Source organism: Microlunatus sp. GCM10028923, assembly GCF_042666975.1.
Taxonomy (GTDB): domain Bacteria; phylum Actinomycetota; class Actinomycetes; order Propionibacteriales; family Propionibacteriaceae; genus Microlunatus.
Window position 1 is genome coordinate 76,557 of sequence record NZ_JBHTFF010000005.1, and the last position, 25,251, is coordinate 101,807.

A 25,251-nucleotide genomic window follows, 5' to 3' on the forward strand; every position below is an offset into this window, starting at 1 on the left:
CACATGGTCATTAAAACGGAGGCGACGCAGCGCGCGGCCAACCCGCAGCGCGAGATCGTCCTGAGCCTCGTCATCAACGCGGTGCTCCCGATCGCGGTGTTCTACGGCCTGCGTGCCCTCGGCGTCGACCAGTGGACGGCCCTGTTGCTCGGCCTGGTCGGGCCTGCCGTCAAGACGCTCCACTCGGTGATCACGAAGCGCCGGGTCGATCAGCTGGCGGCGCTGGTCATGACGGCCCTGCTGCTGAGCGTGGCGCTGTCGTTCCTGACCGGCAGCCCGAGAACGCTGCTGGCGCGCGACGGCTGGGTGACCGCCGTGGTCGGCGGCTGGATCCTGGTCACGCTGCTGCGCACCCCGTACTACCTGTTCGCGCTGCGCACCTTCACCGGCGGCACGCTGCGCGACGGGATCAACGCCGCCTGGCAGGACGTGCCGGCCTTCCGGCGGGTGGTGCGCGGGTGCACGATCCTCTGGGGATCGGCGTTGCTGACCGATGCGGCGAGCACGGTGGTGCTGGCGTACACGCTGCCGATCGACCTGGTCCCGCTGATCGGCGCGGTCAAACTGGTCGGGCTGATCGTCCTCGCCGAGGTGTGCAGTCAGCTCTACTTCCGGCGCCGCGGCGTTCCGCTGCTCGGCGACGAGCCGACGGAGGAGGTCCGGTGAGCGATCGCAGGTATGTCGTCACCGGCTCGGCGTCCGGGATCGGTGCCGCGACAGCGACCCTGCTCCGGGACCAGGGCGCCACGGTCATCGGCTGCGACCTCGACGACGCCGACATCGTCGCCGATCTGTCGACGCCGGCCGGCCGGAACTCCCTGGTCGAGCAGGTGGCCCGGTCGGGCCCGATCGACGCGGTGCTGGCGGTCGCCGGCGGCGGGCGGACCGGCCTCCTCGAGACGAACTACTTCGGTACGGTCGCGACCCTCGAGGGACTTCGCCCGATGCTCGCGCGCAGCGCCGCACCGCGCGCCGTCGCGGTCTCGTCGACGGCCTCGCTCGCCCCCGCGGACGAACGGATTCTGCAGGCCTGCGCGGACGGCGACGAGGCCACCGCGACGGCACTGCTCGCCGACGATCCCGCCCTGCACGGCTCCGCGTACGGCATCGCCAAGCGGGCCCTGAACGGTTGGGTACGGCGGACGGCCCCGACCGCCGACTGGGCCGGCGCCGGCATTCCGCTGAACGCGGTCGCACCCGGCGTCGTCGACACCCCGGCCGCTGCCTGGATCCTGACCGACGAGACGGTCCGGCAGGCGATCGCGTCGTCGGCGCCACAGCCGCTCGGCTTCCCCGGCCGGCCCGAATGGATCGGGCAGCTGATCGGCTGGCTGGCCGGACCCGAGAACCGCTTCGTCACCGGCCAGGTGATCTTCGCCGACGGCGGCGCCGAAGCGACTCTGATCGGCGACCGGCACTGGCGGGCCGCCGGTTGAGCCGGGATACCGTCGCGGCATGGACTACTCGCTGGCTCAGCTGCGCGGTTTCGTCGCCGTGGCCGAGGAGCTCCACTTCGGCCGGGCGGCGGAACGGCTGGCGATGACCCAGCCGCCGCTGACCCGGCAGATCCAGGCCCTGGAACGCGCGCTGCAGGTGCGGCTGTTCGACCGGAGCCCGCGCGGGGTGAGTCTGACCGCCGCCGGCCGGACCTTCCTCGCCGACGCGCGCCGGGTGCTCACCCTGGTCGAGGCGGCGCCCGAGTCGGCCCGCCGGGTCGCGGCCGGTCAGGCCGGCACGCTGCGGCTCGGGTTCACCGCGATCGGGGCGTACGCGGTGCTCGGCGACATGCTCACCCTGCTCACCCGGGTGCTGCCGGGGGTGAGCGTCGCACTGGACGAGCAGACCAGCGAGGTGCAGTTCCCGGCCTTGATCAGCGGCACCCTCGACCTCGGCCTGGTCCGGCCGCCGGTCCCCGATGATCTTGCTTCGGTGCCGATCCACAGCGAGCAGCTGGTGCTCGCCGTACCGGATCGTCATCCGCTCGCCAGCGGGGACGGGCCGGCTCGGCTGGCCGATGTCGCGGCGGACTACATCGGCTATAGCCCGGAAGGATCGCGCTACCTGCACGACGTCTGCGCGGCGCTGGTCGGGATGCAGGACTTCCTGCGCGCCCAGATCGCCTCCCAGGTGCCGACCATGCTCGCCCTGGTCCGGGCCGGCCGCGGCTTCGCCCTGGTGCCCCGGTCCTGTACGGCGATGCGGGTGGAGGGTGTGGTCTTCCGGGAGCTGGCCGAGGCCGACGCCCGTACCGTCAGCCTGCATGCCTGCTGGAACCCGGCGTCGACGAACCCGGTGCTGGAGCGACTGGTCCCGGAACTGGCCGAGTTCTCCTGACCCGGTGCAGCGGCGGTGCAGATTTCGAGGCGAGTGGCGGGCTACTCTCCCGGATCGGCGGGTCGAGCGAGGAAGCTGAGCACATGCCAACGCCGGTGGACCGGGAGCGGGCCCTGCGCCAGCTCCCCGACGCCTATGCCCGAGCTCTGCGGCTCCGCGACGCAGGGTCGTCCGAAACCGAGATCGCGGCCCGGCTCGAACTCGAGCCGGAAGCGATCGGGCCGCTGCTCGAGGTCGCCGAAGCCAAGCTGGCCGCCGCGATCAAGAGGCAAAGGTCCCGAGTTGATCAAGGTCTTGCCGACGGTTCTTGATCATTTCGGACGATCTGTCGATCATGGGCGGGAATCGAACATTCCGGGACTAAAATCCTTGAGTGGCGGGGGAATGGCCGCTGACCGGGCGGGCCGAGGAGCTCCGCTATCTCAGCGAGAGCATCCGGCGCGGCAACGAAGCGGCCGGCGTCGTGATCGCCGGCGCGCTCGGCGTGGGCAAGACCCGGCTGGCCCGCGAGGTGCTGGCCACGGCCGAACGACGAGGCCGTACCGTCCGCTGGGTGACCGCCTCGGTCGCGGCGCAGCAGTTGCCGCTCGGGGCGTTCGCATCGTCGCTGACCGCCCCGGTCACCGATCCGGCCCGGCTGTTGTACAAGGTCAACGAGGAACTGCTCGCCGGCGCCGGCCGCGCCGGCGCCCTGGTCGCGGTGGACGACGCGCAACTGCTGGACGAACTCTCGGTCCTGCTGGTGCAGCAGTTGATCACTCGCCGGACCGCCACCGTGGTGCTGACCCTGCGGACCGGGGCGCCCGCGCCGGAGGGCATCACCGGACTCTGGAAGGACGGCCGACTGCGCCGGCTCGAGCTGCAGCCGCTGTCCGGGGCCGAGACCGCGGCCCTGCTGGCCACCGTGTTGGGCGGCCCGGTCGACAGCGCCGCCGCGCGCCGGATGTGGTCGATCACCCGGGGCAACCCGCTCTACCTGCGGCACCTGGTCGCCGGCGAGGTCGAGGCGCATCGGCTGCACCGCGTGGCCGGCGTCTGGATCTGGACCGGTGAACCCGAACTGTCGCCCGGGCTGACCGAACTCGTCGCGGCGCGGATGGGCCGGCTCACCGAACCGGTTCGTGACGTGCTCGACGTGCTGGCGGTCGGCGAGCCGCTCGACGTCGGTCAACTCAGCCGGCTGACCGCCGCGGAGGGGATCGAGGAGGCGGAGGCCCGCGGGCTGATCGAGGTGTCCGGCGGCCGCACGCTGCAGGCCCGGCTCGCCCATCCCCTGTACGGCGAGGTGCACCGGCGCGGCATCGGCCGGATCCGGGCCCGCCGGCTCCGCGGGCTGATCGCGGCCAGCTTCCCCGAGTCGCCGGAGCCGGAGCGCATCCTGCGCCGCGCCGTGCTGTCCCTGGACGCGGACCTGGCGCCCGACCCGGCCCTGCTCACCGCCGCCGCCCGGTTGGCCTTCCGGATGGCCGACCTGGCCCTGGCCGAGCGGCTGGCTCGGGCGGCGGTCGCGGCCGGCGGCGGCTTCGACAGCCGGCTGGCGCTGTCGTACGCGTTGACCTGGCTCGACCGCGGCGACGAGGCCGACCAGGAACTGCGGCACCTCGAGCGGCGGGCCCGGCGGGACCCCGAACGGGTCCAGGTGGCGGTGCCGCGGGCCGGCAACCTCTTCTGGATCCTGCGCCGTCCGGTGGCCGCCGAGCGGGTACTGGACCGGGCCCGGGCCGGCGTCCAGGACCGAGCCGGGCGGGCCGAGCTCGAGGCCCTGCAGGCCGCGTTCCACGCCTGGCTGGCGCGCCCGCGCCGAGCCGTCCGCGCGGCCGAACGTGCGTTGGCCGCGGCGCCGTCGGACCAGGCCGTGGTGCTGGCCAGCTGGGGCCTGGTCACCGGGCTGATGATGCTCGGCCGGGCGGACGCGGCCCGTACCGCGGCGGCCCGCGGCTATGCGGCCGCCGCCCGCGCGGCCAACGGCGCGGTGCTCGGGCTCGGCCTGCGCGACCTGCACCTGGTCGGGCTGCGGCTGGCCGGTTACGTCGTCGAGGCCGACCTGGTCGCCCGGCAGGGCTACGAGCTGTACGGGGAGGCCATCGGGACGCCGCGCTCGATGGCGGGCGCGATCCGCGGCCAGGCCGCGCTCGCGCAGGGCCGGCTGCGGACCTGCCTCGGCTGGGCCGGCGAGGCGCATGCCGCCCTGGCCGGACGGGACACCGGCGGCTGGGACGTACGGTGCCTGATCGCGATCACCCAGGCCCGGGCGATGTCCGGCGACGGGCCGGCCGCCCGGGCCGCCCTGGTCCAGCTGGAGGAACGGTGGCATCCGTCGTTCGGCTATCTCGAACCGGAACGGCTGCTGACCCGGGCCTGGGTGGCGGCGGCCGAGGGCGCGGTCAGCGAAGGGATCAGCACCGCCCTCGCGGCGGCGGCGCTGGCCGCCGATCATGATCAACTCGCCTACGAGATCGCGGCCCTGGACACCGCGACCCGGTTCGGCGCGCCCGGTCAGGCCGGCCGGCTGGCCGTACTGGCCGAGCAGGTGGACGGCCCGCGAGCCCCAATCGCCGCCGCTCACGCCGCTGCCCTGGCCGGCGACGATCCCGACGCTCTGCTCGACGTCTCCGACCGGCTGGAACGGATGGGCGATCCGCTGGCGGCCGCGGACGCCGCAGCCCAGGCCGCCGTCGGCTACCGGCGCCGACGCTCCGAGGCGGCCCGGTCCGCGATCGCCCGGACCAGCCGGCTGGGCCGGCTCTGCGAGGGAGCCCGGACGCCCGCCATGGCCATGATCACCGCGCCGGCACCGCTGACCGGGCGCGAGCTCGAGGTGGTGACGCTGGCCGCGCAGGGCTACAGCAACCGCGAGATCGGTGATCGACTGGTGCTCTCGGTCCGTACCGTCGAAGGACATCTCTACCGCGCGGCCGCCAAGCTCGGTACCTCCGACCGGGCGGCGTTCGCGGCCCTGCTCAAGCTCCCACCGCATCGTCAACCTTGATCAACTTCTCGCCGGCCGCTGCGTGGAACGGGCCCGCCCGAGTGTGACCGCGGGCCGAAGTCGAGTAGTCGATCACTCGTGACGCGGCGCCGGCGCAGGCCGGATGGTTCTGGTGAGGTCGTACGCCGGGTTCCGGGTGCGACCCGACAACACGTGACCCGAGACGGGCCAATCGAGAGGGGGACGCATGGCGATCTTCAAGGCGCTCCTGGTCGGCATCGACGACTACGGGGATCCACGGAACAACCTGAACAGCTGTCTGGCGGACGTCCAGCACGTCCGAAACCGGCTGGAACGCGACTACGGGTTCTCGGCCCAGAACATCACGACGCTCGTCGACGCCGCCGCGACGGTGGCGAACGTCAAGGCCGCGCTGGACACCTTGTTCAGTGGGGTCGGCCCGGACGACCGGCTGGTCTTCATGTACAGCGGACACGGCTTCCAGGTCCCGGAGGGCAACGCACTGACCGAGGTGCTGGTGCTCCGGGACGGCTTCTTCTCGGACGACGAGCTGAGCGACCGGACCCAGGCACTGCCGCCGGCCGTCCTCACCGTGGTCTTCGACTCCTGCTTCTCCGGCGGCATGCAGAAGTTCTTCGTCACCAAGTCCGGTGGCGAGGCGACCCGGTCCAAGGTCTGGCTCCCGGACGACGAGCAGGCCAAGGCCCTGAACCTCGCGCTGACCTCCGGCACCGTGAAGCGACTCGGTCCGTTCGGGGCGCACGCGATCAGTTCCAACCACGTCGCCGCCTCCGAGAAGGGCGTGGTCAGCCCGCCGGTCGAGGGCCAGCCCGCCAAGGCCAGCGTCGACGAGGAGGGACAGCTCCGGATCAACGCGCTGCTGCTGAGCGCCTGCCGGGAGAACGAGACCGCGTCCGCCAAGCGCAGCGACACCCAGGGCCTGTCGGCCTTCACCTTCGCCCTCGGCAAGGCGATCGACACGTTGGGGATCGACGCCTCGCCGCCGGACCTGCACCAGGAGGCGGAACGGATCCTGACCGAGATGAGCTTCGGTCAGCGACCGCTCCTCTTCGAACCGCCGACCGCTCCGCAGATGGCGGTGGCCTCGTTCGTCCTCGGCAAGACCCTCTACCACCAGCCGATCGCCGCCGCGACGGATGTCAGTTCCATGATCGCCGCCGCGATCGAGCAAGCCCTTCAGGCATTGAGAAAGGACAAGATCATGACAGCAACCGCCGTCCAGCCGACCATCGCCACAGCCCCCACCGCACCGGTGGCCGAGGGCCAGGAGAAGTGGGGATTCCTGGCCGCAGCCCTGCCCATCGTGCTACCGCCGCTGATCGATGGCATCAGCAGCCTGTTCAAGACCTACCAGGCCACCGAGAGCGCCCCGCCGCAGAAGTCCGCGACCGTGGTGGAACAGGGCGACGAGAAGTGGCTGAGCTTCCTCACCTCGGCCCTGCCCATCGTCCTGCCGCCGCTGATGGACGGCATCGGCAGCCTGTTCAAGACCTACCAGGCCACCGGCAGCGTCCCGCAGAAGTCCGCGACCGTCGAACAGGGCGACGAGAAGTGGCTGAGCTTCCTCACCTCGACGCTGCCCATCGTCCTGCCGCCCCTGATGGACGGCATCGGCAGCCTGTTCAAGACCTACCAGGCCACCGGCAGCGTCCCGCAGAAGTCCGCGACCGTCGAACAGGGCGACGAGAAGTGGCTGGACTTCCTGGCCTCGACCCTGCCCATCGTCCTGCCGCCCCTGATGGACGGCATCGGCAGCCTGTTCAAGACCTACCAGGCCAATGGAGCCGTCGTGACGACGACCGCTCCGGTTCCGGTCCCGAGCTGAGCCGGGCCCAGGGGGCGTCACGCCGCCGGCCCTCGCGTCCGCCATATCGGCCGCGGGGCCGGCGGTCACCCGTGACCGAATTCCAGCGCACTTCGCAACGAACGGCCCATTCCGGCCCGGATCCGCGCGAGTGCGCTGGATTCCGGTCAGTCGGGTCGGGCGAGGAAAGCCCGGATCCGCTGAGCCCAGCGGTCCGGCTGCTCGTAGTGGCACAGATGCGCGGCACCCGTGATCACCGCCAGCTCGCTCGCCGGCAGCGCGGCGTGCAGCCGCTCGGCGAGCGGGAGCGGGAAGCCCATGTCCTGCTCTCCGTGCAAGATCAGGATCGGTCCGCCCCAGTCGCGCAGGATCGCCTCCGCGTCACCCACCACCCAGGGATGCATCCGGCCGTCCAGGTAGCGCTGATAGCTCCAGTCGCCCTGGTCGAGGCCTTCGATCAAGTCCCGGTAGCCGGCCGCCTTCTCGAGGTCCCAGACGAAGATCGTGGAGTTCCGCAGGGCGCCGCCGGCCGCCTCCTCCAGGGCTCGGCGCCGCTGGTATTCGGGCCAGTCCCGGAGATACGGCTCGGCGTCGGCGCTCGGGTACGCCGACGTCGAGGCGAGCACCAGCCGCCGGACCTGGTTCGGATGCCGCTGCACGAAGGCGGTGGCCGCCCGGCCTCCGGTGGAGAAGCCGAGCAGGTCGACCCGGCCGAGGCCGAGCCGGTCGATCAGGCGGTGGGCGTCGTCGATCACGTACTCCGGCTGCAGCGCGTCCTCGGGAAGACCACGGCTGCTCCGCCCGCAGCCGCGGAAGTCGAAGATCACCACATGATGATCATGGGCGAGCGGCTCCAGCCCCGGCACCAGGTAGCTGTGCCCGAGGTCCGGGCCTCCGTGCAGCACGAGCAGCGACGGCCGACCGGACCGCCGGCCAAGGGTCAGCTGTAGATGTGCGGGGCCAGGGTGCCGACGCTGCGCAGGTTGCGGTAGCGGCCGTCGAAGTCGAGGCCGTAGCCGACGACGAACTCGTTCGGGATGTCGAAGCCGACGTAGGCCACGTCGACGGCGTTGCGGGCCGCCTCGGGCTTGCGGAACATCGTCATGATCCGCAGGCTGGCCGGGTCGCGCGACTGCAGGTTGCTGATCAGGTACGACAGCGTCAGGCCGGTGTCGATGATGTCCTCGACGACCAGGACGTGCTTGCCGCTGATGTCGGTGTTGAGGTCCTTGAGGATCCGCACCACGCCGGACGACTGGGTCCCCGAACCGTACGAGGAGATCGCCATCCAGTCCATCGTGCAGTGGCTCCGCAGGGCCCGGGACAGGTCCGCCATCACCATCACGGCCCCGTTCAGCACGCCGACCAGGACCAGGTCCTTGTCGGCGTAGTCGGAGTCGATCTTCGCGCCGAGTTCGGCGATCCGCTCGGCGATGTCCTCGGAGGTGTACAGGACATTGGTCAGGTCGCCGATGATGTCGGTGTCATCCACGATCGCCAAGCCTGCCACACGTGATCAGGTGTCCCTCGCTTCGGGTGACGGTCACGCCCGGCAGGTCGATCCCGGACTGGCCGTGCCAGTCGGTGACCAGCCGGGACACCTCCGCCAACCGCTCCGCGGACACCTCCCGGGCGCCCTGTTCGCGCAGCCAGTTCCGCAGCACGCGGGACCGCAGAGCTGCCGGCTGGGCGAGGGTTCCGGCACAGTCCAGTCCCCCGTCGCCGGTACGCAGCTCGTCCGCGGCTCGGGCGGCCAGGTCGTCCAGCAGTTCGGCGTCGTCGCGGGCCAGCCGGGCGGTCCGGGCCAGCGCGGCCGCGATGCCCGGCCCGAGCTCGGTCTCCAGGATCGGCAGCACCCGGTCCCGGACCCGGACCCGGGTGTAGGCCGGGTCGGCGTTGTGCGGATCCCGCCACGGGGTCAACCCCGCCTCGGCACAGGCCTGCTCGGTGGTCGCCCGAGGCAGGTCGAGCAGCGGCCGGACCAGCCGTCCCGAGCGGGGCGCCATCCCGGCCAGCGACCGGGTGCCGGAGCCGCGGGCCAGCCCGAGCAGCACCGTCTCGGCCTGGTCGTCCCGGGTGTGCCCGAGCAGGATCGTGGTCGCGCCCAGCCGGTCGGCGGCCTGCTGCAGGGCCCGGTGCCGGGCGGTCCGGGCGGCCGCCTCCGGACCGTCGCCGGAGGCCGGGTCGACCTCGACCGGGATCACCTCGACGGCCGGCAACCCGGCACCGAGGAGTTGATCATGAACGCCGGCGGCCACCCGGTCCGAGCCGTCCTGCAGGCGATGGTCGATGATCACGACGGTCAGCGGGCGGCCCGACCGGCGGGCCACCTCGTGCGCGCCGGCGGCGAGAGCGAGCGAGTCCGGACCGCCCGAGCAGCCGACCAGCAGGCCATGATCGACTTCGGTCAGCGCCCGGGTGATCGCCTGCACCACCTCGAGCTGTGCCGGCCCGAGCGCCTTCACGGCCATGAAGGTTACGTCAGGCCGGGGTGCCGTGCACCCGGTTCAGCCACAGGTCGGGGAACGCGATCTCGTCCTTGCTGGGCAGGGTTTCCGGGGAGATCCAGACCTGGTTCAGGCCGTTCATGCCGACCCGGTCGAGCACCCGGCGGCAGAATGCCGCGCCGTCGCGGTACTGCCTGATCTTGGCGTCCAGCCCGAGCAGCCGACGGATGATCTTGTCGAACCCGTGACCCTCCCGGCGGACGTTGAACTTGCGCCGGATGTCGGCGATGGAACCGATCACGTCGGGCCCGACGCTGTCCATCACGATGTCGGCGTGCCCCTCGAGCAGGGACATCACGGCGGTCATCGCGTCTACGGTCTCCCGCTGGTCGGGCGTCTGGACCAGGTCGATGATCGAGATCTCCTCGTCGCCGCGGAGCCCGTCGCCGATCTTCTTCGCGGCGGTCTTGATCATGTCGCTCATCACGCCGGCGTCCAGGTCGGCCGAAGCGACCAGCTTCTCGATCAGCCCGTTCAGGTGGTCCCGCAGCCAGGGCACGGCGGTGAACTGGACCCGGTGGGTCTCCTCGTGCAGGCAGACCCAGAGCCGGAAGTCGGCCGGGTCGAGCTGCAGCTCCCGCTCCACGTGCACGATGTTCGGCGCCACCAGCAGCAACCGGCCGCCGGGCTCACCGTCGGTCCCGGGATGGAACGGGTCGAACTGGCCGAGCACCTTCGGCGACAGGTAGCTGAGCAGCGCGCCGATCTCGACCCCGGTCACCCGGGCGCCGACCTGGGCCATGGTCTGCTGCACCTGGGACGGGTTCTCGGCGAGCCGGTGATCGAACTTGGCGGACAGCGGCGCGACGATGTGCCGGAAGCCGTCCAGGTTGGCCTGGATCCAGCCCGGCCGGTCGACCACCAGCACCGGTGCGGTCGGCCCGGGCACCCGGAGGCCGGTCACGTCCGCGACATACGCCTCGGCCCGCACCGCCGCCTCGCGGAGGGCGGCAACGGCCGACCGGGCACCGGCCCGGGAGATCTCGGGTCCCGGCTTCACCAGCCGGCGTGCGGTCTGGGTCGCGACGTTCCAGTCGACCATCGTGGTAGCCATGCCTTGACTCTATGCGGGCCCGGGCCGAGGCACTATCGGCACTCACCCTGAGATTGGTCCGTCATTTGCATCCGCAGCGGGCCAGCGCGGTCGAGGCCTTGGCCACCCACTCCCGGGCCAGCCACTCGTCCTTGGGCTCGTTGATGATGAAGGCGTACGCCAGCAGGGCGCCGTCCTCGGTGCGGACGATGCCGGCGAGCGACTGGACCCCGGTCAGGGTCCCGGTCTTGCCGCGGACGAAGCCGATCCCGTCCTCCGCCGCCGGGTCGGTGAACCGGCTCCGCAGCGTACCCTCGGCGCCGGCGACCGGCAGCCCGGTCAGCACCGCCCGGAGTTCCGGATGATCATCGGACGCGGCCGCCCGGAGCACCGCCACCAGCACCTCGGCCGGGACCCGGTTCTCCCGGGACAGCCCGCTGCCGTCGTGCACCTCGGTCTTCTTGTCCCAGGCCTTCAGCCCGGTCAGGAGCTTCTTGATCTCGTCTTGGGCCTCGTCGATCGAGCCCGGCTCGCCGGCGGCGACGGCGAGGTGCCGGAACAGCACCTCGGCCCCGTCGTTGTCGCTGGTCAGTAGGACCTGCTCGACGATCCGTTCCACCGGCATCGACGACACCGAGGCCAGCGGCTTCGCCTTCGCCGCCGCCTTCTGCGTGCTGATCTTGGTGACGGAGATCTTGTGCCGTTCCAGGGCCTTGGCGAACGCCTGGGCGGCGGCCTTGGCCGGGTCGGAGTCGCGCGGCGCGCCCTGGTGCCGACCCTCGTTCACCCACAGCGCCGAGGTCGGCGTGACCTGGTCGCTGTAGTTGCCGGGCCAGGTCGCGTTCCAGGCCCGGCCGCTGAACAGGCTCGCGTCGTAGCCGAGTTTGATCGTGGTCTGCCCGCTCTTGCGGAGCTTGCGGGCGGTCTGCGCGGCCAGGTCGTCGATCGAGCCGCGGACCGGATAGCTGTCCGGGACCGCCTTGTCGGTGAGGTACGGGTCGCCGCCGCCGACCAGGATCACCTGTCCCTTCGCACCGTTCACCACCCGGGTGGTGAACTCGTGGTCCGGTCCGAGCGCGGCCAGCGCCGCCGCGGAGGTGAGCAGCTTCAGCGTGGACGCCGGCAGCACCGGTTCGTCGCCGTCGTGGTCGTACAACTCCTTGCCGGTGAAGACCTCCTCGACCACGGCGCCGAGTTCGGCCTTGGGCGAGCCGACCCGCTCGATCGCCTTCGCCACCCGGTCCGGGTTCGGCACCGGGCCCTTCCGGACCGGCTTCAGCACCGGCGCCGGAGCCGCGGCCGGTTTCGCCGCGGCGGTGGGCGACGGGGCCGGGGCGGTGCTGCCGGGCGGCTGGGTCTGGTCGGTCGCGGAGACCTGCGGGAACGGGCTGCAGGCCGACCCGAGCCCGAGCAGCACCAAGCCGACGCCGAGGCCGGCGACCGCCAGCCGCCGGCGTCGCCGAACCGTCCGCGACACCCGCATCCGTTCCTCCTGTCGGCACCCGGCCGGCCTTGGAAGGCGGCTTCGATCAGCCACTATGCTCGGCGTGCCCGGGCCATCCTAATCGGGCGTAGGTGGAGGAGGAGCAGTGAGCGACCGGCTGACGTTCGATGTGACCGTCGAGATCCCGAAGGGGCAGAAGAACAAGTACGAAGTCGATCACGCGACCGGCCGGATCCGGCTGGACCGGACCCTGTTCACCTCGACCGCCTATCCGGCCGACTACGGCTTCATCGAGGGCACCCTGGGCCAGGACGGCGACCCGCTGGATGCCCTGGTGCTGCTGCCGGAACCGACCTTCCCGGGCTGCCTGATCGAGTGCCGCGCGGTCGCCATGTTCCGGATGAAGGACGAGGCCGGCGGCGACGACAAGGTGCTCTGCGTGCCGGCCGGCGACGCCCGCAACGACGCGATCAACGACATCGCGGACATCTCCGACTACCTGCTGCTCGAGGTGGAGCACTTCTTCACCGTCTACAAGGACCTGGAGCCGGGCAAGTCCGTCGAGGGCGCCACCTGGACCGGCGTCGAGGAGGCCGAGAAGGAGGTCCGCGCCTCCTTCGAGCGGGCCAAGGAGAAGCACTACTGATCCCGATCCGCGCGCAGGTCAGCGGCCGCTACAGTCCTCTCCGTGACCGAGTACGTGATCTTGCTGGCCCCGTCGGCCAATCGGGTGTACGCCGACCAGGCGACCCGGCTGGTCGGCGCCGAACTGGCGATCCTGCTACGCCAGGACGCGCCACTGGAACGGATCAGCCTGGCCGGCGTCGACTACCTGACGGTCCGGGTGGCGGACCCGGCCGAGCTGGCACCGCTGGGCTTCGGCTCGGCGACCCTGGCGCTGTACCGCCGCGACGATGATCATCTGCTGCCGGTCCGGGTGGACCGGCCGGACGAGTTCGACGACGACCTGGTCACGATCCCGAAGTACTCCGGCAAGACCAACGAGCAGTTCACCCGGCTGTTGATCAACGTCACGCTGGCCGCCCGGCCGGCGGCGCGGTCGGACCGGCCGCGACGACCGTCGATCCTCGATCCGCTGGCCGGCCGCGGCACCACGCTGAGCACCGGGCTCACCCTCGGCTACGACGTCAACGGCGTGGAGTTGGACCCGGCCGCCTTCGAGGCGTACGCGGCGTTCCTGCGCACCTACCTGCGCCGGAAGCGGATCAAGCACACGCTGACGGTGAACCCGGTCCGCCGGGACGGCCGGCATCTGGGCAGCCGGCTGGAGGCGACGGTCTCGCCGCGGACGGACCGGCAGTTCAAGATCACCATGTTCACCGGCGACACCCGGCAGTCGGCGGCGCTGTACGGTCAGCGCCGGTTCGACGCCGTGATCACCGACGCGCCGTACGGGATCACCCACGGCAGCCACGGCGCCGGCCGGAAGGCGGGCGCACGGGACCGGTCGGCGGCCAGTCTGCTGGCCGAGGCGGCCCCGGTCTGGGCCGAGCAGCTGCGGCCCGGCGGCTCGCTCGGGGTCGCCTGGAACACGTACGGGCTGAGCCGGGCCGACTTCGCCTCGATCGCAACCAGGGCCGGATTGATCATGGTCGACACCGGGCCGTACGCGGAACTCGGCCACCGGGTCGACTCGTCGATCAACCGCGACATCCTGGTCGCGATCAAGCCGGAGTGAGAGCCCTTCGACAGGATCGGGCCACGAGGGTCAGGCGAACAGTTCGCCGAACCAGTCCAGCTGCGCGGCCGTCTGGTAGACGCCGCCGCCCTCGTGCTCGTTGTGCGAGTAGACGTTGATCGACTTCGTCACGTCCGCGTCGCCACCGTAGAAGTTGTAGGCGGCGTAGACCGTGGACGGCGGGCAGACCGGATCCATCAGGCCGACCGAGAACAGCGTCGCGGCCCGGGCCCGCTTGCCGAGATTGACCCCGTCGAAGTAGCTCAGCGTCCGGTAGGCCACGTCGACCCGGTCCCGCCAGCCGGCCAGGTAGTTGGTGATCTCCCCGTACGGGTTCCGTCCGGTGATCTGCAGCGCGCGCTGGAAGTGGCACAGGAACGGGACGTCCGGGGCCGCGCCGAGCAGGTCGATCCCGGCCGCCGGTGCCAGCCCGGCCGCCGCGATGGTGATGCCGCCACCCTGGCTGCCGCCGGTGACGATGATCTTGGACGGGTCGGTGGTCGCGTGACCGCGGACGGCGTCGAGCAGCCGCACCGCGTCCAGGTAGACCCGCCGGTAGTAGTAGTGCTTCGGGTCCTCCAGGCCGGAGGTCATGAAGCCCGGCACGTGGTTGATGCCGGCCTCGGGCGCCAGGTCGGGCGTCTCGGAACTGCCGCCCGAGGACCAGCCCTGGCCCCGGGTGTCCATCACCCAGTGCGCCCAGCCGGCCTGCGCCCACTGGGTGAACGAGTGCGGGAAGCCGCGGCCGCCGGAGTAACCGTGGTACTGCACCACGGTCGGCAGCGGACCGGTCGCGCCGGCCGGCAGGTGCAGCCAGGCCTTGACCGGGGTGCCACCGAAGCCCGGGAACGTCACGTCGTAGGTGTCGATCACCGCCAGCTTGTTGTCGATCTTGGTCACCTCGACCCCGGCGGCGGAGCCGGCGCTCCGAGCCTCCTCGATCGATGCGGTCCAGAAATCGTCGAAGTCCTCTGGTTCGGCGACCTGCGGCCGGTAGTCGCGCAACTCGTCCAGGGACAGATCGAACATCGCCATGGACGGTCATCCTAAACGGCTCCATGATCATCCACGGCGCAGGCCATCAAGTGAGGTAAGCCTTACCTATTTGATAGCGTTCGGTCATGCGCTCCCTGGCACCGCTTCTCGTCGTCCTGCTGCTGATCACCGGTTGCGCCCGGGAACTCCCGGCCGGTCCGGAGCCCGCCCCGACCGGCTGGTCCTACACCACGGCCTACGGCGAGACGATCACCCTGGCGTCCAGGCCGGACGTGATCATCACCGATGCGTACAGCGCCGCCTCGCTGTGGGAGTACGGGATCCGCCCGGCCGGCGTCTTCGGGTACGGCCTCGAGCCGGACTCGTCCCCGCTGTCGCTCGGCAACGCCGACCCGGGCCAGATGACCGTGCTGGGTCGCGGCGCCGAACTCGACCTCGAGGCCGTCGCGGCCCTGCAGCCCGACCTGATCATCGGGTACGGCAACGAGCAGGGTGACGGCTGGACCTGGTGGGACGAGGCGATGATCGGCCAGGTCACCGAGATCGCGCCGTTCGCCGGCATCCGGTTCGGCCGGCCGGTGGAACAGGTGATCGACGACTACGCCGCGCTCGCGGTCGCCCTCGGTGCCCCGGCCGACGACCCGAAGGCGGCGGCAGCCCGGGCCGACTTCGACCGGGCCAAGGAGACCCTGCGCCAGGTCGCCGCCGAACGGCCGGAACTCAGCACGATCGCCGTCAACGCGGATCCCGACCAGCTGTACCTCGGCTCCCGCGGACTGGCCCAGCTGCGGTTGATCACCGACCTCGGCGTGCGGCTGGCCGGGCCGGGCGTGATGAAGGACGAGGCCTGGCAGGTGCTGAGCTGGGAGTTGCTGCCCGACCATCCGGCCGACGTCGTGCTCGCCCATGCCGGCTCGACGCCCGTGTTCGAGGAGTCGGCCGCCTACCAGTCGCTGCCCGCGATCAAGGCCGGCCAGGCGATCCCGTGGGACGACAAGAGCCCGTACACCCACGTCCACTACGCGGCGTGGCTCAACCAGCTGGCCGAGCTCTACCGGTCCGCCGCCGACGTCGCCTGAGTCCGCCTTTTCCATTCCTCGTAATTACCGAGAAAGTAAAGTCGCCTTACTGATCTCTTATGGAATTGCAAAATTGCCGACGAGTTCCGTGATCACGACTCGGAAGTGATTTGTTTCCCTACGTCTAGCGCTTTCCCGAACGACGAGTATCCTGGCAGTTACCCCAGCCAGGTTGCTCGCAGAGACGCGACCGGCGACCGGGGTGCGATGAGGGGCGTCCCTCAACGAATCGGGGGAATTTTGCAGCCGAGCTCACGACGTTTCGGCATGGTCTGAACGTTTTGCACTCGCCGGATTCGGGGCGTCCGGCAGGGGCAGCAAGCTTTCGCAGGATTCACGGACCGCGTACGGCGGTCGGCGGCCATCGCCGGGCATCGAGATCAGCCCCCATCGGTGCCCCGAGCGTCGTCGTCCTCGGGCCTCGACTGCAGCGAGGCCGGCCGTCGTACGCCCTCGAAACCCGCCACCAGACAGGAATTCCGGGACTTTCGGCCCTGGTCCGGTCGGGCCCGGGACATCCGTCACGAGCCCGTCGCCACGAATTCACCGGTTCTGCTGGCGGACCCCCGAACCAGGGGTTACGCTCCAGCTACCTTGAGTCACGGGGGGAGAATTCACTCGAGGGGATTGCAGGCGTTCTGCGTCGCGTACCACGCCGCCTGCCTTTCCTCGGAAAACCCCACAGAGTCATGGTTATGGACGTGCGCCGTCACGGGGGGTGACGGTCGGTTCTGGGAAAGCCGGGGGCACATGGAGTTGGCCAGGAACCTTTTTCTGCGTGCGCACAAGCGTGCCTGCGCGTTCGATCCGGGTGGCGTCTGATGCCGGCCGTTTCGGCAAGCCCGAACGGTATCGCCGGATCGGAGATCTTCGTTCACCCGAAAGCCTTGTGCGACAGCGACGAGGTCGGCGCGGGAACCCGCGTTTGGGCCTTCGCGCACGTGATGGCCGGAGCCCGGGTGGGCCGGCACTGCAACATCGGCGGCGGCGCGTTCGTCGAGCAGGGTGCCGTGATCGGCGACCGGGTTACGGTGAAGAACCAGGTGATGATCTTCGACGGCGTGACGGTCGAGGACGACGTCTTCCTCGGCCCCGGAACGATCTTCACCAACGACCTTCGGCCGCGGGCCCGGATCCGGCGGGACTGGCCGGAGCTGCGGCCGACCCTGGTCCGGTCCGGGGCGACCCTCGGCGCGGGCGTGATCGTGGTCTGTGGCATCACGGTGGGACGCAACGCCTTCGCCGCCGCGGGAGCGGTGATCATCCGCGACGTCGATGATCATGCCCTGCTGGCCGGCAATCCGGCCCGGCGGATCGGCTGGGTCTGCGGTTGCGGGGAACGGCTCGACGCCGCACTGCGCTGCCCGGCCTGCGGGACCCGGCACGCGCCGAGCGGCACGGGGCTGGCCGTCGAACCGCAGGTGGACTAGATGTACGTCACGCTGCGCGAGAACCAGGGGCAGCGCACCGCCACGGCGGCCACGGGCGTGCCGCGCCGGATCCCGGCGACGGTGATCGGGCTCGGCGTGGTCAGCCTGCTCACCGACATCTCGTCGGAGTCGGTGACCGCCGTGCTGCCGCTCTACCTCACCGTGGTGCTCGGCTTCGGACCGCTGGCGTACGGCTTCGTGGACGGGATCAACCAGGCCGTCTCGGCGCTGGTCCGGCTGGCCGGCGGCTGGTGGGCGGACACCACCCGGCGGCCCAAGCGGATCGCCGTGCTCGGCTACGGCGGCTCGGCACTGTCCCGGCTCGGTTTCCTGCTGGTACAGGGATTCTGGCCGCTCACGGCCATGATCACGCTGGACCGGCTGGGCAAGGGACTGCGCACCGGGCCGCGGGATGCCATGATCGCCGCCGCCTCCGACCCGCGCGCACTCGGCCGCAACTTCGGGGTGCACCGCGCACTGGACACCACCGGTGCCCTGATCGGCCCGCTGCTCGCGTTCGGGATCCTCTTCGCCGTCCCGTACGGCCTCGGCGGGTATCGCTCCGTGTTCGCCGTCTCGGCGGCCTTCGCCGTGATCGGCGTCGCCGTGCTGCTGCTGGCCGTACCGGTCAGTCGGTTCCGGCCGTCCGCACCCGCCGAGCCCCCGGAGCCCACGGAGCCCACGGAAGCTCCGGAACCCGCGGAAGCTCCGATCCGGCCGGAGCGGACCCGGAGGCTGCCGGTGCCGGTCCCGCTGCTGGTCGCCGCCGGCCTGCTCGGCCTGGTCACCATCGGTGACGGCTTCCTCTATCTCGCGCTGTCCGAGGCCGGCGCGGTGCCGCCGCAACTGTTCCCGTTGTTGTTCGTCGGCACCAGCGTCACCTACCTCGCCCTGGCGGTCCCGTTCGGCCGGCTGGCCGACCGGTTCGGCCGCTGGAAGCTCTTCCTGGCCGGCCATCTGGTGCTGCTCGTCGGCTATCTGATCACCGCCGCCGGGCCGACCGGGCTGCCCGGCCTGATCGCAGTGGTCGGCCTGCTCGGGGTCTACTACGCGGCGACCGACGGAGTGCTCAGCGCCCTGGCCGCGCAGTTGTCGCCGGAGGGCCGCCGGGCCAGCGGGATCTCCGCCGCCCAGACCGTGGTCGCGGTGTCCCGGTTCGGCAGCGCGGTCGGCTTCGGCCTGCTCTGGCAGCTGACCGGCCAGCAGCTCGCCCTGTTCGTCGTCGCCGGCGCCCTGTTGATCATGGTGCCGGTGGCCGGCCGGCTGCTCGCCGCGTCCGTTCGGCGAGGGAGCGTGCCGGCATGATCACGACCGGGACCCGGATCGGTGTGTTGATCGGGATCAGTGTGCTGCTGCTCGGAGCGACCGGGGTCTACCTGGTCCGCAACGGCCTCGGCGCGCCCGGGCCGAGTTGGGCCGGCCAGCCGAGCGACGGGCCCGGGCCGGCGGGCACCGATCCCGCCGGCCTGCTCGGCGTACCGCACATCGTGTTCCGTTCCGCCGCGCTCGGCACCGACTACGGTCGGCTCGCCGTCGTCGCCGTCGCCGATCCCGGCGGTCCGCGCGCGGTGCTGGACGTCGACTGCGAGCGGGTCTACGCGACGGCCACCGCCGGCACCTGCGTCGCGGCCCGGCGCGGCATTCCGCCGCGTTATGCGCTGGTCCGGCTCGATGATCAACTCCGGCCGGTCGCCGAGCAGGAACTGGCCGGCCTGCCCAGCCGGGCCCGGATGTCGAGCGACGGGACCCTGGCGGCCACCACCACCTTCGTCAGCGGCCATTCCTATGCCGGGTCGTCGTTCTCCACCGAGACGGTGATCTGGCGCGACGATCACCCGGTCGGCAACCTGGAGGACTTCCGGGCGATCGTCGACGGCCGGCCGCTGACCGCGATCAACCGGAACTTCTGGGGTGTCACCTTCGCCGCCGACGGCGACACCTTCTACGCGACCGCGGCCGTCGGCGACCAGACCTGGCTGGTCCGCGGCTCGCTCTCCGATCGCACCCTGACCGCGATCCGGGAGAACGTCGAATGCCCGTCGCTGTCGCCCGACGGGCGCGCGATCGCGTACAAGAAGCGGCTGTCCGCCACCGGATCTCCGGCCTGGCGGATCGCCGTTCTCGATCTTGCTTCCGGCACCGAGACCATGATCGCCGACGAACGTTCGGTCGATGATCAGGTCGAGTGGCTGGACGACGACCACCTGCTGTATGCGATCTCGCGGCCCGGCCAGGAGGCCACGGTCACCGACGTCTGGGTCACCCCGGCCGACGGTTCCGGTACGCCGCAGATCGCCATCCCCGAAGCCGGTTCCCCGGCCGTGGTACGAGGAGGAGTTCGATGACGACCCCGACCAGAACGTCAGCCGCCGCCAGAAGGCAGGCCCCGCCCGAACCGGCGGAATCGCCCGACGCCGCCGGCGAGCACGTCTTGATCATCGTGCAGAACCTGCCGGTCCCGCTGGACCGGCGGGTCTGGCTCGAATGCCAGGCCCTGGTCGCCGCCGGCTACCGGGTCAGCGTGATCTGCCCGAAGGGGCCCGACGATCCACCCGAACAGTGGTTGGACGGGGTGTATCTGTACAAGTACCGGCCGGCCCCGGAGGCGCGCGGCCTGGCCGGCTTCCTGCTGGAGTTCAGCTACAGCTGGCTGCGCACGGCCTGGTTGTCCCGGACCGTTTGGCGGCGGCACCGGTTCACCGTGATCCAGGCGTGCAATCCGCCGGACACGTACTGGCTGCTGGCCTGGCTGTGGCGCTCCCGCGGCGTCCGGTTCGTCTTCGACCAGCACGACCTGAACCCGGAGCTCTTCCTGTCCCGCTTCGGCGAACCCGACTCGGCCCGGGAACGCGCCGAGCTGGCCGGACTGCGTTGGCTGGAACGGATGACGTACAAGATCGCGGACCGGGTGATCTCCACCAACGAGTCGTACCGGCGGATCGCGATCGACCGCGGCCGGCGGGATCCGGCCGACGTCACGGTGGTCCGCAGCGGACCGGACACCCGGGTGATGCGGCCGGTCTATCCGACCGGCCGCCGCCGGGCCGGCTTCGAGCTCGTCTACCTCGGCATCATGGGGCCGCAGGACGGCACCGAGTTGATCATCGACGTGATGGACGACCTGGTCCACCGGCGGGGCCGGCAGGACGTGCACGCCACTCTGCTCGGCTTCGGCGACTGTCTCGCCGACCTGCGCCGGCGCACCACCGAGCTTGGGCTGAACGACCAGATCACCTTCACCGGCCGGGCCGACCGGTCCATGATCGCCGAGCATCTCAGCGCCGCCGACGTCGGCCTCTGCCCCGATCTCAAGACGCCGCTGAACGACGTCTCGACGATGAACAAGACGATGGAATACATGGCGTACGCGCTCCCGTCGGTCGCGTTCGATCTGGTCGAGACCCGGGTCTCCGGCGGCGACTCGGTGCGCTACGTCGAGTCCGGCGACCGGCAGGCCTTCGCCGACCAGATCCTTGTCCTGCTGGACGATCCGGAGCTCCGGACCGACCTCGGGGTCCGGGCCCGGCGACGGGTCTCGGCGGCCCTGGACTGGCGACCGCAGGCCAGCGCCTACGTCGGCGTCTACGACCGGCTGACCGGCGCGAGCCGGCCCCCGGGCGGCGCCCGGGAGGGCCGCCATCCGGATCCGGCGTTCGACGAGCAGGGCCGGCGCTACGTCGACCTGACCGACGACGCCGAGCTGCGCCGCTTCGTCCGGGAACGGACGGCACTGTGATCACTTCCTTGGGGATCAACACCGTCGATCCCACCGTCATCGACCTGGTCCGCGACACCGAGCGGACCGACGACGACCTGGTCCTGTCCGTGATCGGGTGCGGCTACCTGGGCGCCGTGCACGCGGCGTCGATGGCGGCTCTCGGCCACACCGTGGTCGGCGTCGACGTCGACCAGTCCAAGATCACCGCGCTCGGCCAGGCCCGGCCGCCGCTCTACGAGCCGCGGCTGGCCGACCTGCTCGCCGACGGCCTCGGCTCGGGCCGGCTGCGCTTCGCCGGTGACCCGGCCGCGGTCCGCCGGGCGACCGTGCACTTCCTCTGCGTCGGAACGCCGCAACAGCCCGGTGGCGTCGCGGCCGACCTGCGTCATCTCGACGCCGCGGTCACCGCCCTGCTGCCGTACCTGAAATCGGGCGATCTCGTGGTCGGCAAGTCGACCGTGCCGGTCGGCACGGCGGCCCGGTTGCGGGCCCGGATCCAGGCCGTCGAGCCGGCCGCCGAGCTCGCCTGGAACCCGGAGTTCCTCCGCGAGGGGCATGCGGTGGCCGACACCCTGGCGCCGGACCGGCTCGTCTACGGCGTGCCCGGCGGCCCGACCGGAACGGCCGCGGCCGACCTGCTGAACCGGATCTACGCCAAGGCGGTCGCCGACGGTACCCCGGTGATCATCACCGACTACGCGACGGCCGAGCTGACCAAGGCCGCGGCCAACGCGTTCCTGGCGACCAAGATCAGCTTCATCAACGCGATGGCCGACCTGTGCGACGCGACCGGCGGCGACGTGGTCCAGCTGGCCGACGCGCTCGGCCACGACCGGCGGATCGGCCGCCAGTTCCTCGGCGCCGGCCTCGGCTTCGGCGGCGGCTGCCTGCCCAAGGACATCCGGGCCTTCCTGGCCCGCGCCGAGGAGCTGGGCGCCGGATCATCGCTGGGCTTCCTGCGCGAGGTCGATGCGATCAACCTGCACCGCCGGGCCCGGCTGGTCGAGCTCGCCCTGGACGCCTGTGGCGGGTTGCCGGCCGGCCGCCGGATCGCCGTGCTCGGCGCAGCGTTCAAGCCGGGCAGCGACGACATCCGCGACTCGCCGGCGCTGGACGTGGCCGAGCGACTGGCGTCGTTCGGTGCGGACGTCGTGATCACCGATCCGCGGGCCGTGGACCGGGTTGCCGAGACCAGGCCGCAGCTCCGGGTCACCCGGTCGCTCGACGAGGCCGTCCGCGGCGCGGAGTTGATCTTGCTACTGACCGAGTGGCCGGAGTATGTCGCACTGAACCCGGTCGCGCTGAGCAAGGTCGTCGACCGCGCCGTGATCATCGACGGCCGCAACGCGCTCGACCCGGCCCGCTGGCGAGCCGCCGGCTGGAGCTACCGCGGGCTCGGACGGGCCGGATCATGATCACCGGACTGCCGCCGACCCGGCTGCACCACCTGGTCGAACACACCGCCGCGGCGTTGCCGGACCGGCCGGCGCTGACGTACGGCGAGGCGACCCTGGACTACGCGGAGCTGTGGCGGCAGGTCGCCGCGGCCGGCGACCTGCTGACCCGGCTCGGCCTGGCGCCGGGCGACCGGGTCGCGGTGTTCGCCGAGAAGCGGCTCGAGACGGTGGCGGCGATCTTCGGCTGTTCGGTGGCCGGCGGCGTCTTCGTACCGGTCAATCCGGTGCTCCGCGCGGCACAGGTCGGGCACATCCTGACCGACTGCGGGGCCCGGTTCCTGATCACCACCGCGGAGCGGCTCGGCGCCCTCCGGCCGACGTTGACGAGCTCCTCGGTGGAGCACGTGATCGTGATCGGCGCCTCGGACGCCGGGGCGTCCGACGCCGGCGAGCCCGAGCGACACGCCTGGGCCGAGTCCATGATCACGTCCGTCACGGCCGGCCCGACCGCCCACGGTGTCGATCTTGATCCGGCCGCGATCCTCTACACGTCGGGCAGCACCGGCCTGCCCAAGGGGGTGGTGCTGAGTCACCGCAATCTGATCGCCGGCGCGGAGAGCGTGGCCGGCTATCTCGACCATGATCATCGCGACGTGATCCTGGCCGTGCTGCCGCTCGGCTTCGACGCCGGCTTCAGCCAGCTCACCACGGCGTTCCGCTGCGGTGCCCAGGTGGTGCTGCTCAACTACCTGCTGCCGGCGGACGTGCCCCGGCTCTGCGAACGGCACCGCGTCACCGCACTCACCTGCGTGCCGCCGCTCTGGCTGCAGGTGGCCCGACTGGACTGGCCGGACGCGGTCCGGCGCCGGCTGCGCTACTTCGCCAACACCGGCGGCCGGATGCCGCGCAGCACGCTGACCCGGCTGCGCGAACTGTTCCCGGCGGCCCGTCCCTATCTCATGTACGGACTGACGGAAGCCTTCCGCTCCACGTACCTCGATCCGGCTCAGGTGGATCTCCGCCCGGATTCGATCGGGAAGGCCATTCCCAATGCGGAGATCCTCGTGGTCCGTCCGGACGGGACCCGTTGCGGTCCCGGCGAAGAGGGTGAACTGGTGCATCGGGGGACCCTGGTCGCCCTCGGGTACTGGAACGATCCCGTCCGGACGAGGGAACGGTTCCGCCCGGTCCCGGACCCGACGGCGAGCTGGCGGCAGCCGGAACTCGCGGTCTGGTCCGGTGACCGGGTGGTCGCCGATGCCGATGGCTACCTGTACTTCGTCGGCCGGACCGACGAGATGATCAAGACCTCCGGCTACCGGGTCAGCCCGACCGAGGTCGAGGAGGCCGCGTACGCGACCGGGATGGTCCGGGACGCGGTCGCGCTCGGGGTGCCGGACGACCGGCTCGGTCAGCGGATCGTGCTGCTGGCGACCGAGAACGGGCATCCGCTGACGAGCTCGGCGCTGCTGGCCGAGATGCGCCGCGAACTGCCGCACTTCCAGGTGCCGTCCGAGGTGATCGTCCGGGCGGAACTGCCGCGGTCGGCGAACGGCAAGTACGACCGGGCCCGGCTGCGGACGGAGTTCGGATGACCGCGCAGGAGGTCGTCCTCGGCTCCGGACCGGCCGGCTTCGGTACGGTCGCGGGCGAACTCGCCGTCGGCGGGATCGGCCTGACCCGGCTGGCGGCCCGGATCGGCAGCACGCCGTTCTTCGCCTACGACCGTTCCTTGATCACCGAGCGGGTGGAGCTGCTGCGGCACACGCTGCCGCCGTCGATCCGGCTGCACTACGCGATCAAGGCGAACCCGATGCCGGCGGTGGTGCAGCACCTGGCCGGGCTGGTCGACGGCCTCGACGTCGCGTCCGCGGGCGAGCTGGCGGTCGCCCTGGACACCGGGATCCGCCCGGACCGGATCGGCTTCGCCGGCCCCGGCAAGGCGCCGGCCGAGATCGAGCAGGCGGTGGCCGCCGGGATCACCCTCGAACTGGAGTCGGAGACCGAGACCCGCCGGGTCGCCGAGGCCGGGATCCGGCTGGGCTGCCGGCCGAAGGTCGCGGTCCGGGTCAATCCAGACTTCGCCGTCCGCGGCTCCGGCATGCGGATGGGCGGCGGCCCGCAACAGTTCGGCGTCGACGCGGAACGGGTGCCGGACCTGCTCCGGTTGATCACGGCCCTCGACCTCGACCTGGTCGGCTTCCACGTGTTCGCCGGGTCGCAGAACCTCAACGCCGACATCCTCTGCGAGGCCCAGCGGCGCACCGTCGAGTTGATCATCACCCTGGCCGAGCACGCCAGCACGCCGATCCGCTATCTCAACCTGGGCGGCGGTTTCGGGATTCCGTACACCGAACGGGACCGGCCGCTCGACCTCGGGCCGGTCGCCGCGAACCTCGCCGAGTTGATCGACGGGCCGATCGCCGCCCGGCTGCCGGAGGCTCGCCCGGTGCTCGAACTGGGCCGCTACCTGGTCGGCGAGAGCGGCGTGTACGTGACCCGGGTGCTGGACCGCAAGCTGTCCCGCGGCGAACAGTTCCTGGTCGTCGACGGCGGGATGCACCACCAGCTCGCCGCCTCCGGCAACCTCGGCCAGGTGATCCGGCGCAACTATCCGGTCGCCGTCGGGAACAAGATCACCGAGCTGCCGGCCGAGCTGAGCACGGTCGTCGGCCGGCTCTGCACCCCGCTCGACCTGCTGGCCGACAAGGTGTCCTTGCCGACCACCGCGATCGGCGACCTGTTCGTGATCTTCCAGGCCGGCGCGTACGGGCTGACCGCCAGCCCGACCGGCTTCCTCGGCCACCCGGCCCCGGCCGAAGCACTGATCTGAAAGGAC

The 25,251-nt window shown here is 71.4% G+C and carries 22 protein-coding genes; 16 read left to right on the plus strand and 6 right to left on the minus strand.

Annotated features, from left to right (window positions below; translation table 11 throughout):
• Positions 1 to 3: 3 nt before the first annotated feature.
• The 6 genes from ACFQU4_RS13470 to ACFQU4_RS13495 all read left to right on the plus strand — a co-directional run bounded on the left by ACFQU4_RS13470 (position 4) and on the right by ACFQU4_RS13495 (position 7,130).
• Positions 4 to 666 carry a VC0807 family protein gene (locus ACFQU4_RS13470; protein WP_377492493.1) on the plus strand — a complete coding sequence of 221 codons (663 nt, stop codon included), beginning with the start codon at positions 4 to 6 and terminating at the stop codon, positions 664 to 666.
• The gene (locus tag ACFQU4_RS13475) at positions 663 to 1,436 is read left to right on the plus strand and encodes an SDR family oxidoreductase (RefSeq protein ID WP_377492496.1); all 774 of its coding nucleotides are present in this window, start codon (positions 663 to 665) and stop codon (positions 1,434 to 1,436) included. The genes ACFQU4_RS13470 and ACFQU4_RS13475 overlap by 4 nt, the downstream gene beginning before the upstream one ends.
• Before the next feature lie 19 nt (positions 1,437 to 1,455).
• Complete coding sequence (locus tag ACFQU4_RS13480; RefSeq protein WP_377492499.1) at positions 1,456 to 2,334, plus strand: LysR substrate-binding domain-containing protein; 879 nt, start codon at positions 1,456 to 1,458, stop codon at positions 2,332 to 2,334.
• Positions 2,335 to 2,417: 83 nt separating this feature from the next.
• On the plus strand, positions 2,418 to 2,645 hold the full coding sequence (locus tag ACFQU4_RS13485; protein WP_377492502.1) for a hypothetical protein: 228 nt from the start codon (positions 2,418 to 2,420) through the stop codon (positions 2,643 to 2,645).
• A 62-nt stretch (positions 2,646 to 2,707) separates the two neighbouring features.
• Entirely contained in the window at positions 2,708 to 5,323 is a 2,616-nt protein-coding gene (locus ACFQU4_RS13490; RefSeq protein WP_377492505.1) for a LuxR C-terminal-related transcriptional regulator, read from the plus strand.
• 187 nt (positions 5,324 to 5,510) lie between these two features.
• A complete protein-coding gene (locus ACFQU4_RS13495) occupies positions 5,511 to 7,130 on the plus strand; it encodes a caspase domain-containing protein (protein WP_377492508.1) in 1,620 nt (539 codons plus the stop codon).
• 146 nt (positions 7,131 to 7,276) lie between these two features.
• Here the strand turns inward: ACFQU4_RS13495 and ACFQU4_RS13500 are convergent, their stop codons facing one another.
• The 5 genes from ACFQU4_RS13500 to dacB form a co-directional block, all read right to left on the minus strand.
• Positions 7,277 to 8,014: an alpha/beta fold hydrolase gene (locus ACFQU4_RS13500; RefSeq protein WP_377492511.1), complete on the minus strand. Its 738-nt coding sequence runs from the start codon at positions 8,012 to 8,014 to the stop codon at positions 7,277 to 7,279.
• Positions 8,015 to 8,049: 35 nt separating this feature from the next.
• On the minus strand, positions 8,050 to 8,601 hold the full coding sequence (hpt, locus tag ACFQU4_RS13505) for a hypoxanthine phosphoribosyltransferase (protein WP_377492514.1): 552 nt from the start codon (positions 8,599 to 8,601) through the stop codon (positions 8,050 to 8,052).
• Positions 8,594 to 9,580 (minus strand): tRNA lysidine(34) synthetase TilS, encoded by a 987-nt coding sequence (gene tilS, locus ACFQU4_RS13510; RefSeq protein WP_377492517.1) that lies wholly within the window; start codon positions 9,578 to 9,580, stop codon positions 8,594 to 8,596. The genes hpt and tilS overlap by 8 nt, the downstream gene beginning before the upstream one ends.
• A 10-nt stretch (positions 9,581 to 9,590) precedes the next feature.
• Complete coding sequence (locus ACFQU4_RS13515) at positions 9,591 to 10,670, minus strand: zinc-dependent metalloprotease (protein WP_377492521.1); 1,080 nt, start codon at positions 10,668 to 10,670, stop codon at positions 9,591 to 9,593.
• Between the two features lie 61 nt (positions 10,671 to 10,731).
• The gene (gene dacB, locus ACFQU4_RS13520) at positions 10,732 to 12,132 is read right to left on the minus strand and encodes a D-alanyl-D-alanine carboxypeptidase/D-alanyl-D-alanine-endopeptidase (RefSeq protein WP_377492524.1); all 1,401 of its coding nucleotides are present in this window, start codon (positions 12,130 to 12,132) and stop codon (positions 10,732 to 10,734) included.
• A gap of 106 nt (positions 12,133 to 12,238) precedes the next feature.
• Between dacB and ACFQU4_RS13525 the strand changes: the two genes are divergently transcribed.
• Positions 12,239 to 12,739: an inorganic diphosphatase gene (locus ACFQU4_RS13525; protein WP_377492527.1), complete on the plus strand. Its 501-nt coding sequence runs from the start codon at positions 12,239 to 12,241 to the stop codon at positions 12,737 to 12,739.
• 42 nt (positions 12,740 to 12,781) lie between these two features.
• Positions 12,782 to 13,792, plus strand: coding sequence for a TRM11 family SAM-dependent methyltransferase (locus ACFQU4_RS13530; RefSeq protein WP_377492530.1), 1,011 nt, complete (start codon positions 12,782 to 12,784; stop codon positions 13,790 to 13,792).
• A 30-nt stretch (positions 13,793 to 13,822) separates the two neighbouring features.
• On the opposite strand, the gene ACFQU4_RS13535 is transcribed toward ACFQU4_RS13530, so the two are convergent.
• Positions 13,823 to 14,827 (minus strand): acetylxylan esterase, encoded by a 1,005-nt coding sequence (locus tag ACFQU4_RS13535; protein ID WP_377492533.1) that lies wholly within the window; start codon positions 14,825 to 14,827, stop codon positions 13,823 to 13,825.
• Positions 14,828 to 14,913: 86 nt separating this feature from the next.
• Between ACFQU4_RS13535 and ACFQU4_RS13540 the strand changes: the two genes are divergently transcribed.
• The 8 genes from ACFQU4_RS13540 to ACFQU4_RS13575 all read left to right on the plus strand — a co-directional run bounded on the left by ACFQU4_RS13540 (position 14,914) and on the right by ACFQU4_RS13575 (position 25,245).
• Complete coding sequence (locus tag ACFQU4_RS13540) at positions 14,914 to 15,867, plus strand: ABC transporter substrate-binding protein (RefSeq protein ID WP_377492536.1); 954 nt, start codon at positions 14,914 to 14,916, stop codon at positions 15,865 to 15,867.
• Between the two features lie 821 nt (positions 15,868 to 16,688).
• Positions 16,689 to 17,297, plus strand: coding sequence for an acyltransferase (locus ACFQU4_RS13545; RefSeq protein WP_377492539.1), 609 nt, complete (start codon positions 16,689 to 16,691; stop codon positions 17,295 to 17,297).
• Complete coding sequence (locus ACFQU4_RS13550) at positions 17,298 to 18,602, plus strand: MFS transporter (RefSeq protein WP_377492542.1); 1,305 nt, start codon at positions 17,298 to 17,300, stop codon at positions 18,600 to 18,602.
• Positions 18,599 to 19,642, plus strand: a complete 1,044-nt coding sequence (locus ACFQU4_RS13555) for a hypothetical protein (protein ID WP_377492545.1) — start codon at positions 18,599 to 18,601, stop codon at positions 19,640 to 19,642. The genes ACFQU4_RS13550 and ACFQU4_RS13555 overlap by 4 nt, the downstream gene beginning before the upstream one ends.
• On the plus strand, positions 19,639 to 21,033 hold the full coding sequence (locus tag ACFQU4_RS13560) for a glycosyltransferase family 4 protein (protein ID WP_377492548.1): 1,395 nt from the start codon (positions 19,639 to 19,641) through the stop codon (positions 21,031 to 21,033). Before ACFQU4_RS13555 ends, ACFQU4_RS13560 begins: the two co-directional genes overlap by 4 nt.
• Positions 21,030 to 22,430 carry a UDP-glucose dehydrogenase family protein gene (locus ACFQU4_RS13565; RefSeq protein ID WP_377492551.1) on the plus strand — a complete coding sequence of 467 codons (1,401 nt, stop codon included), beginning with the start codon at positions 21,030 to 21,032 and terminating at the stop codon, positions 22,428 to 22,430. Before ACFQU4_RS13560 ends, ACFQU4_RS13565 begins: the two co-directional genes overlap by 4 nt.
• Entirely contained in the window at positions 22,427 to 24,007 is a 1,581-nt protein-coding gene (locus ACFQU4_RS13570; RefSeq protein WP_377492554.1) for an acyl-CoA ligase (AMP-forming), exosortase A system-associated, read from the plus strand. Before ACFQU4_RS13565 ends, ACFQU4_RS13570 begins: the two co-directional genes overlap by 4 nt.
• Entirely contained in the window at positions 24,004 to 25,245 is a 1,242-nt protein-coding gene (locus tag ACFQU4_RS13575; RefSeq protein WP_377492557.1) for a pyridoxal-dependent decarboxylase, exosortase A system-associated, read from the plus strand. Before ACFQU4_RS13570 ends, ACFQU4_RS13575 begins: the two co-directional genes overlap by 4 nt.
• Positions 25,246 to 25,251 lie beyond the last annotated feature (6 nt).